Below are 9,474 nucleotides of genomic sequence, written 5' to 3'. Positions count from 1 at the left end.
CCCGCGCGCCGGCCGGGCGCACCCAACACTGGGGGTGCCCGTGTGTCCCTCCCCGCGGCCCCACCGCCCTGTCCTACCGGTCCGACCCCGGTCAGTCGTGGAAGTCCAGCTCCTCCGGGGGCAGCCGCTCGAAGTCGGTCTCCTCGATGCCGCCGCCCTCACGGTCGGTCACGCGGGGGCCCTGGACCATCTCGATGGTGCCGCCGGCCCGGTACTGGACGACGTACACGCCCTGGTGTCCGCCGTGGTCGCCACCGCTGGAGGAGAAGGGCAGGAGGCCCGGCCCCTGCCACTCCTGGGCCTCCATCGCGTCGACGAGCGACTGGCGGGTGAGGTCCTGGCCGGCCGACCTGAGGACCTGGGCCACCATGACGGCCTGGGTCATGCCGAACACGTGGGTGTTGGTGACGGTCTCGCCCTCGCCGTACTCCCCGTAGACCTCCAGGAAGAACTGGGCCCACTCGTCCTCCTGGTCCTCGACGCGCGGCATGTAGCTGGTGACGAGGGCGCCGTCCAGGAACGCGTCGGCAGGGACGTCCTCGGCGTCCGTGTCCTGGGTGAACTCGGCGAGCAGGCCCTGGAGGGTCGCGGTGTCCCCGCCGATGCTGGAGATGACCCACTGCGGCTCGTAGCCGATGCTCGCCGCCTCCAGCATGGCGAGGGCGACGAACGCCGGGATGCAGGAGCAGACGACCACCTCGGCCTCGGTGCGCTCGAACTCGGCGACCTGTGCGCTGAGGTCGGACACCTCGGACTCGTAGTGCTCGCGGGCGACGACCTCGTCGGCGAGGTACTGGTCCAGGCCCGCCTGGGAGTCCTCCCCGATGTCGTCGTTCTGGTACAGGTAGCCGACGTTCTGGCCGGAGAAGTTCTCGCTGATGTACTGGCCCTGGATCTTCGCCTCCTTCGTGTAGTCGGTCTGCCAGCCGTACGTGAGCGGGTGCTCCTCGGTGTTGTTCCAGGCCAGGGCTCCGGACGACGGGAAGATGTCGGGGACGCCCTCGTCGTTGAGGTAGTCGATGACGCCGCCGTGCGTGGGCGTGCCCAGCCCGCCCACCATCGCGAAGATCTCGTCCTCCAGGACCAGCTGGCGGGTGACGTCGATGGTCTGCGCCGGGTCGTAGGCGTCGTCCTCCACCCGGTAGTCGATCTGGCGCCCGTGGATGCCGCCCTGGGCGTTGACGTAGTCGAACACGGCCCTCGCCCCCTGGGAGACCGCCAGGTATCCGGGGGCGGCGGGTCCGGTCAGGGGCTGGTGGGAGCCGAGGACGATGCTGTCGTCGGTGACGCCGGTCGACACGTCCAGGTCGACCTCGCCGCCGTCGGCGACCTCGCCCGCGCCCGTGCAGGCGGTCGCCATGACCGTCAGCGCGAGGGCGGCGGCGAGTACGCCCGGTGTTCCTCTTCGCATGGTGGTTCTCCTTCGATGGGGGGTGGAGGGATCAGCGGGTCGTGGGGGGCCGCAGCCGGGCGCCCAGGCGTGTGAGCGCGCCGTGGAGCCCCAGGGGCCAGAAGCGCAGGACGAGGATGAGGACGATCCCGAAGAACACGACCGGGAGGTTGTTCTCGACGTTCCTGCCGAGTTCGAGGGAGCGGGCCAGGTCGGTGGCCCAGATCTGGAGGTAGACGACGGTGACCGCCGCCCAGAGCGCGCCCCACAGGCTGCCGATGCCGCCGAACACCAGGGCGGCGAGCAGGGTCAGGGAGAGCACGAGGGTGAAGCTGCTGGGGGTGGCGGTGCCGAGCACGTAGGCCTGCAGCCCTCCGCCGAGGCCCCCCGCGGCGGAGGCGATGACGAACGCGACCACCTTGGTCTTCCCGACGGGGACGCCCGCCATGGCGGCGGCCGTCTCGTCGTCGCGCAAGGAGCGCATGCGGCGGCCCAGGCGGCCGGAGGAGATGGTGGCGAGCACGGCGAGGCCGATGACGACGGTGGTCCACACGACGAGCGCCTTCCACTCGCTGTCGGTGAAGACCCCCTGGAGGAACGGGGGCGCCCCGGCGGTGCGGATGTTGAGCCCGTTGCTGCCGCCGAGGAACTCGTGGTAGCGGTGGGTCAGCCCGGGCAGCCCGACCGCCAGGATCAGGGTGGCCCCGGCGAGGTAGGGGCCGTGGAGGCGGGCGGTGGCCGCGCCGACCGCGATGCCCGCGACCGCCGACACGGCGACGATGATCAGCAGGTTCGCGGCGATGGGCAGCATCGGCTGGTGGAGGACGAGCAGCGTCATCGTGTAGGCGCCGATCATCATGAACGCCCCGTGGCCGAGCGACACCTGGCCGCTGCCCCCGACGAGCAGCTGCAGGCCCGCGACGGCGAGCATGGTGTAGCCGACGGCGGCCAGGCGCAGCGCGGTGAGGTCCCCGGTGACGAGCAGCAGGCCCGTCACCGCGGCGAGGCCGAGCGCCGCGAACAGGAGGTGGCGCAGCGGCGAGGGCAGTGTCCGCCGACTCCGGCCGCGGGGCGTGTCGGGGCTTCCCGCGGCGTGGGCGCCGGGGCCGGTGGCGCGTTCCGCGCTCTTTCCGGTGGGCGAGGACATGGCTACACCTTCCGCGCGGTCGGACGGGACAGGATGCCGTCGGGACGCACGCTCAGGACGACGACGACGATGGCGAGGGCCGTGAGGGTGGCCAGCTCGGGGCCGGCGTACCCGGACACGTAGGACATGCCGAGGCCGATGAGCAGCCCGCCGACGACGGCGCCGAACGGGTTGTCCAGGCCGCCGATGACGGCGGCGGTGATGCCGTAGACGAACACGACGTCGAACACGTTCGGGGAGATGAACGGGGGTCCGGCGAGCATGCCCGCGAGGGCCCCGATGCAGGAGGCGATGGCCCACCCCGCGGTGAGCATCAGGCCGACCCGCACGCCGCTGAGCCGGGCGGCCTCGGGGTGGAAGGCGGCGGCCCGCATGCGCAGGCCGAGCGGGGTGAACCGGTAGAGGGCGAACAGCAGGAGGGCGACGGCGCCGACGGACACGAGGGCGAACACGCTGGACGGGGCGAAGCGGCCCACGTAGCTGAACGCGTACCGGAACCCGTGCTGCTCGTTGCCCCAGACCATGCCCACCAGGCCCTGGACGACCAGGAGGAGTCCGAGGGTGACGATGATGGCGTTGAGCTGGGAGACGCGGGCGATGGGCCTGATGACGAACCGCTCGACCGCCGCCCCGGCGACCAGCCCGGCCGTCAGCGCGGCCGCGAACCCGAGCCAGTAGGAGCCGGTGATCCCGGTGACGGTGTAGGCGGTGTAGACCGCGACCAGGGCGAGCGCGGGCTGGGCGAAGTTCACCAGGCGCGTGGCCTGGTAGATGATCACGAGGGACAGCGCCAGTGCCGCGTAGGCCGCCCCGGTCGCCAACCCGTTGAGGGTCAGGTTGATGAAGTGGGTCATGGGGGTGCTCCTCAGAAGCCCAGGTAGGCGTGGCGCGTGCGGTCGTCGGAGAGCAGTTCGGAGGAGGCGCCCTCGGCGACGACCCGCCCCTGGTTGAGCACGAACCCGGTGTCGGTGACCGCCAGCGCCCCGGCGGCGTTCTGCTCGACGAGGACGACGGTGAGCCCGGTGCGGTCCCGGAGGTCGCGCAGGAGGCCGAAGATCTGCCGCGTGACCAGGGGCGCCAGCCCGAGCGAGGGCTCGTCCAGGAGCAGGATCCGCGGCCTGCCCATGAGGGCGCGGCCGATGGCGAGCATCTGGCGCTCGCCGCCGGAGAGGGTGCTCGCGGTCTTGCCGCGCCGTTCGGCCAGGGGCGGGAAGAGCTCCATGACCTCGGTGAACGTGCTCCTGTCCCGGCGGTCGGACCGCCACAGCCCGCCCAGGCGCAGGTTCTCCTCGACGGTGAGCTCGGCGATGACGCCGCCCCCCTCGGGGACGTGGGCGAGGCCGCGGGTGATGGCCTTCTCCGCGGGGAGCCGGGTGATGTCGTCCCCGTCGAGGAGGACCCGGCCGGAGGAGGAGGGGTGGAGGCCGGTGACGGTCCGCAGCAGCGTGGTCTTGCCCGCGCCGTTGGCGCCGAGCACGGCGCAGATGCCGCCGGCGGGGATGGCGAGGGAGACGCCGTCGAGGGCCCGGACGGCGCCGTAGGAGGCGCTGAGCCCCTCGACGGTGAGAAGGGGTGCCGCGGTCATCGGGGGGCTCCGTTCGTGTGGCCGGGGGAGGCGTCGTCGGAGGCGCCGAGGTAGGCCCGGGTGACGAGGGGGTCGGCCTGGACCTCCTCCGGCGTCCCCGTGGAGATGACCCGGCCGAAGTCGAGGACGACGATGCGGTCGCAGACGCGCATGACCAGGTCCATGTGGTGTTCGACCAGGACCACGGCCATGTCCCGGCTGAAGCCGCGGATCTGCTCGGCGAGGGCGTCGATCTGCGTCCCGGACAGCCCGCTGGCGGGTTCGTCCAGGAGGAGGAGTTCGGGTTCGCCGACGCAGGCGCGGGCCAGGGCGACCTGCTTCTGCAGGCCGTAGGGGAGGGTGCCGGGGAGCCGGTGCGCGTGCTCGGCGATCCCGAACCCCTCCAGGGCGGCGAGGGCGCGGGCGCGCAGCTCCCTCTCGTCGCGGTGGTGCCGTCCGAGACCGCTGATCAGGGAGAACGCCCCTCCGGTGGCGAGGCGGTCGGCTCCGGCGACGACGTTGTCCAGGACCGTCATCATCGGGAAGAGGTTGAGGCCCTGGAAGGTGCGGGCGATGCCGGCGCGGGCGAGGTGGTGGGGCCTGCGGCCGGGCGGCGGGGCCCCCTTCCAGGTGATGGTGCCGGCGGTGGGCCGCAGCACGCCGGAGAGGACGTTGAACAGGGTGGTCTTGCCCGCGCCGTTGGGGCCGATGAGGCCGACGACGGACCCCGGCGCGACCTGGAGCCCGACGTCGTCGAGTGCGGTGAGGCCTCCGAAGCGCACGGTCACCCCGTCCGCTCTCAGGAGATGGTCCGCTGCGGTCGTTGTCATGGCTGCCTTTCTCGCGGTTGCCGACCGAAAACCCGTACCGACCAGTTGGTATGGCAGGGGTGTCCGGCGGCCCGGGGGCCGTCGGACCGGAGGGTCAGTTGAACAGGCGGGCCAGGTCCACGCGGGACCTGATGTTGAGCTTGCGGAAGATGCCGCGCAGGTGGTGCTCGACCGTGCGCGGGCTGATGAACATGTGCGCGGCCACCTCGCGGTTGGTGGCCCCCTCGGCGACCAGGCGGGCGATCTGCTGCTGTTGCGCGGTCAGCTCGCCGGCCGCGTGCGGCCCGGGGTCGGGTCCGGTCGCGGCGGTGCCGATGGCGCGCAGCTCGGCACGGGTCTGCCGTACCCACAGCCTCGCGCCGAAGCGCTCGAAGGTCTCCACCGCGTTGTTCAGGTGCTCGCGGGCCCGGCCGGGCAGGCGCGCCCTGCGGAGGAAGGCGCCGAACAGCAGCTGGGTGCGGGCGTGCTCGACGTCGTCGTCCCCGCACGCCCGGTGCAGGGCCAGGGCGTTCTCGAAGTGGTCGGCCGCCTCGTCGCCCGTGGCCAGGAGCCCGGAACCGCGCGCGGCCAGGGCCAGCGCGCTCGGGCTCCCCACCGACTCGGCCCAGCGCCGGTACCCGGCCAGGGACGTGCGGGCCCACTCCGTCTCGCCCATCCTGACCGCGGCCTCCACGAAGTGCGGGGCGGTCAGCAGCCGCATGGTGGGGTGGCCGTGGCCGGGGGCGGAGTGCACGAGGGAGCGCAGCCGGAAGAACGCCTCCGCCGCGTTGCCCCGGGACAGCTCCAGTACGGCGAGCGCCCACGCCGCCAGGGCCGCCGCCAGCCCGAGGCTGTTCTCGCCCGCCTGGGAGGCGACCGCGCGGGCGCGGATCCGGCAGGTGTCCACGTCGCCCTGGATGGCCGCGATCATGGCCAGCGACGCCAGGTGCTGGGTGGCCCAGATGGTCTGCCCGCTCTCACGGGACACCCTGAGGCCGGTGAGCGCGGTACCGGCCGCGGACGGGAACCGGCCGCTCCAGAACTCGGAGAAGACCAGGAACCCCAGAGCGGCGGGGAGGGTGGCCTGTTCGCCGCGCGCCCGGCCGACCTCCGCCGCCCGGGAGGTCGCCGCGCGCACGAAGGGCGCGTCGGCCAGCCGCAGCCCGGTGATGCCCGCCCAGATCAGCTCGGAGGGCTTGGCGATCTCCGCCAGCCCGGTGGCCTCGCGCAGCAGGGGCGTGGACCCCGGGTAGTCGCCCCGGAAGGAGATCACGCACCCCTCCAGGAAGGCCGACAGCAGGCGCATCGGCGCCGGGTCGTCGGTGCGGACCAGGGAGACCGCCAGCTCGGCGGCGCGGGCGTGGCGTCCGGCGTCGCCGGCCAGGGAGGCGGAGTCGGCGGAGCGGACCAGCGCCCGCAGGGCCAGGAAGCGGTCGTGCGGGATGAGCTCGCGCCCGACGGTGTACAGCCGCTCGGCCACGTCGAGGGCGTTCTCGCCGCGCATGGCGATCTGGGCGTCGATGAAGTCGACGGTGACGCGGCGCCGGTCGGAGACCGCGAGGGGGCGCGCCTGCGACAGCAGGCGGGTGGCGCGTTCGGTGCGGCCCGCCATGTAGGCCTCGTAGGAGGCGGTGGTCAGGCGGCAGGCGCGCTCGTCGGAGTCCGGTGACAGCCAGGCGGCGCGCTCGAACGCGTGGGAGGCGGCGAGGCGGCCCTCCAGGCGCTTGGCCCGGCGGGCGGCGGCGGACACCGCCTCGAACAGGTCCGCGTCGGGGGCGCTCGTACCCGCGGCGGTGTGCAGGGAGAACTCCACGGGCGCCCGCTCCGGGTCCACCGCCCCGGCCAGCGCCCGGTGGGCGTCGCGCAACCGCCCGGCGGGGGTGTCCTGGGCGATCGCCTCGCGGGTCAGGGGGTCCGTGAAGACGACGGCGTCGCCCTCCACCCGGACCAGGCCCCGCTCCTCCGCGGGTTCGAGGTCGGTGATGGTCGTGTCGGCCCCGCCGGAGGCGGTGAGCAGCAGGTGGACGCGGGGCGCGGTGCTGAGCGCGGCGAGCAGGAGGAGGTGGCGGGCCCGCTCGGGCAGGTCGCGGTAGGGGGCGAGGAAGTCGCCGCGCAGGCGGCCGGGCAGGCGGGGCGGGTCGGGCAGCGGCTCCTCGCCGAGGAGCTGCGCCGGGGCCAGTCCGCGCAGGTAGCCGAGGACGGCGGCCGGGTTGCCGTGGGCGGCGCGGACGAGGGAGGAGCGGACGGCGGAGGCGAGGGTGACAGGAGCGCTGTCGGTGAGGATGTCGTGCACCGCCCGCTCCTCCAGAGGGGCGAGGAGGAGTTCGGCGATGCCGGGCACGAGCGCGTCGGGGGTGGGCTCGCCCATGGTCTCGGGCAAGCGCGCCCCGGCGGGCTTGCCGTGTCCCTCGCGCGCGGTGAACAGGGCGGCGACCGGGGTGCCGCCGAGCCGGCGGGCCGTGAAGGACAGCGCGTCCAGCGAGGGGGCGTCCAGCCGGTCGGCGTCGTCCACGCAGACCAGCAGCGGCCGACCGCGCCCGGCGGCCGTGCGGGACAGGAGTTCGGGCAGCGCCGTGTAGAGGGCGAGCCGGTCGGCGTCGGCCACCGCGCCGCGGGTGAGGGCCTCCCGGAGGAGCGGGCGCCAGGGCTCGGGGAGCCCGTCGACCTCGGCGCCGAGGGGGCGGAGCAGGCGTTGGAGTCCGGAGAAGGGGAGGCCCGCCTCGTCGGAGATACCCCCCGCGTGGAGCACGGTGAAACCACCGGCGGCGCCGCGGGCGTGGTCGAGGAGGGCCGTCTTCCCCCTGCCCGGACCGCCGGAGACGAGCAGGGCCGTGCCCCGTCCGGACCTGGCGCCGCCCAGGGCGTCGGCGAGGGCCCGCGTCTCCGTGTCACGGCCACGGAGGCGGGTGTTCGGGGGTTCGGGTTCGCTGCCTTCCACGTGCTCACATTCGCACAGCGGCCCCCCGTCACGGCAGGTGCGAAGGTCCACACTGGTCGTTTCACCGATGCCCGCACCGAGTCGCACGCGGCGGCTCCCGCGGGCCCGGGACGCCTCCCGCGGGGAACCGGGGGGCGGGTGTTCCCGGGGGTGCCCCAGCACCCACCTGCGTTTCCACACCCCCGGAAGAGTGACGTCTCTCACTCCGCACGGCGGTCCGGAGCCCCGTCGGGGATTCACCGACTCCAGGGGCGGTTATAAATCCGTAACGCGCGCGCAACGCCACACCCGCGATCCCGACAAAGAGGACAAACGAATCAACGGATAGCTCTTTGTCTTCTTCGGGACACTGTCGCGGCCGCCCTGCACGGGATATCCAGTCCGGGACACCCCCGGACAGCAGGAGGGACCGACGCCCATGGAGAACCGCTCCACGACAGCACACGGCCAGTGGTTACCGGCATCCACCCACACCCGCACCACCGCGAGAAGTCCCACGTTCGGTGTCGAGGAGGAGTTCTTCGTCGTCGATCCGCGCACCCGCCGGATCCTCTCCCGGGCGCCCGAGCTCCTGTCCCGCGCCCGCATGCCGGACGAACGCCTGTCCGGGGAGTTCAGCCGCGTCCAGGTCGAGGCCAACAGCCCTGTGTGCGAGACCGCCGACGACGCCCTGCGGTTCCTCCGCGCGGCCCGCGGCGAACTGGCGCGCTCCGCCGACGAGGCCGGGCTCGCCGTGGCGGCCACGGGCACCGCCGTCATCGGCGACACCTCGGCCGCCCTCGTGAGCGACGGCCCCCGCTACGCCGACATCGCCGCGCACGCGGGAGCACTGCGCACCTCCCACATCGTGTGCGGTTGCCACGTGCACGTGGGCATCCCCGACCGCGAGACCGCCGTGGCGGTGAGCGACCACCTGCGGCGCTGGCTCCCCTTCCTGGTGGCACTGTCCGCGAACTCGCCCTTCCACGCGGGGGTCGACACCGGCTACGCGAGCTGGCGGTCCATCACCTGGAACCGGCTGCCCTCCGCCGGGCCGCCCCCCATGCTGCGCTCACTGGCCGAGCACGAGCGGGCGGTGCGGGCGCTGTCCTCCGCCGGAGCGATCCTGGACAGGCACATGGTCTACTGGGACGTCCGCCTGTCCGACCACCTGCCCACCCTGGAGATCCGGGTGGGGGACGTGGCCGCGACCGCCGAGGAGGCGCTGCTGTTCGCCGTCCTCGCCCGCGGCCTGGCCACCCGCGCGCTCGCCGACGTCCACCACGGCAGGCCCGCGCCGGAGATCACCGACCAGACCCTGCGCGCCGCCATGTGGCGCGCCGCCCGGGACGGCCTGGAGGGCAGCGTCCCCGACCCGCTCACCGGCGAGTGCCTGCCGGGGGCCTACGCCCTCGAACGGCTGTGGAACGCGGCGCTCCCCGGCCTGAGCGCCAACGGCGACGCCGACCTGGTGTCGGCGCTGCTCGACCGGGCCCGGGAGGCCGGGACGGGGGCGGCCCGCCAGCGCTCCGCTTACGCCCGGCGGGGGATGTTCAGCAGGAAGACCCAGCGCCAGCCCGGCCCGTCCACCAGCCAGCCGCCGAGGAACGGTCCGACGGCGGCCCCGACGCCGCCGAAGCCCGACCA

Annotated in this window: 7 protein-coding genes; 1 reads left to right on the top strand and 6 read right to left on the bottom strand. The window is 73.9% G+C overall.

Translation table 11 applies throughout. The features are described from left to right. Positions 1 to 91: 91 nt before the first annotated feature. The 6 genes from ACWGL3_RS28425 to ACWGL3_RS28400 all read right to left on the bottom strand — a co-directional run bounded on the left by ACWGL3_RS28425 (position 92) and on the right by ACWGL3_RS28400 (position 7,848). Complete coding sequence (locus ACWGL3_RS28425) at positions 92 to 1,411, bottom strand: ABC transporter substrate-binding protein (protein ID WP_267947127.1); 1,320 nt, start codon at positions 1,409 to 1,411, stop codon at positions 92 to 94. A gap of 31 nt (positions 1,412 to 1,442) precedes the next feature. Continuing rightward, positions 1,443 to 2,537: a branched-chain amino acid ABC transporter permease gene (locus ACWGL3_RS28420; protein ID WP_267947128.1), complete on the bottom strand. Its 1,095-nt coding sequence runs from the start codon at positions 2,535 to 2,537 to the stop codon at positions 1,443 to 1,445. 2 nt (positions 2,538 to 2,539) lie between these two features. Continuing rightward, complete coding sequence (locus ACWGL3_RS28415; protein ID WP_267947129.1) at positions 2,540 to 3,391, bottom strand: branched-chain amino acid ABC transporter permease; 852 nt, start codon at positions 3,389 to 3,391, stop codon at positions 2,540 to 2,542. 11 nt (positions 3,392 to 3,402) lie between these two features. Then, positions 3,403 to 4,122: an ABC transporter ATP-binding protein gene (locus ACWGL3_RS28410; RefSeq protein WP_267947130.1), complete on the bottom strand. Its 720-nt coding sequence runs from the start codon at positions 4,120 to 4,122 to the stop codon at positions 3,403 to 3,405. Further along, positions 4,119 to 4,931: an ABC transporter ATP-binding protein gene (locus tag ACWGL3_RS28405; RefSeq protein WP_452462002.1), complete on the bottom strand. Its 813-nt coding sequence runs from the start codon at positions 4,929 to 4,931 to the stop codon at positions 4,119 to 4,121. The genes ACWGL3_RS28410 and ACWGL3_RS28405 overlap by 4 nt, the downstream gene beginning before the upstream one ends. A gap of 94 nt (positions 4,932 to 5,025) precedes the next feature. Then, positions 5,026 to 7,848, bottom strand: coding sequence for an AAA family ATPase (locus tag ACWGL3_RS28400; RefSeq protein ID WP_267947132.1), 2,823 nt, complete (start codon positions 7,846 to 7,848; stop codon positions 5,026 to 5,028). 418 nt (positions 7,849 to 8,266) lie between these two features. On the opposite strand from ACWGL3_RS28400, the gene ACWGL3_RS28395 reads away from it, so the two are divergent. Continuing rightward, the coding region (locus tag ACWGL3_RS28395; RefSeq protein ID WP_452462001.1) for a carboxylate-amine ligase at positions 8,267 to 9,474 on the top strand (1,208 nt) is incomplete at its 3' end.

The sequence above is a fragment of the Nocardiopsis sp. NPDC055824 genome, from assembly GCF_053616335.1.
Note: the sequence above shows the minus strand (reverse complement) of the source record. Positions and strands in the feature narration are given on the sequence as shown.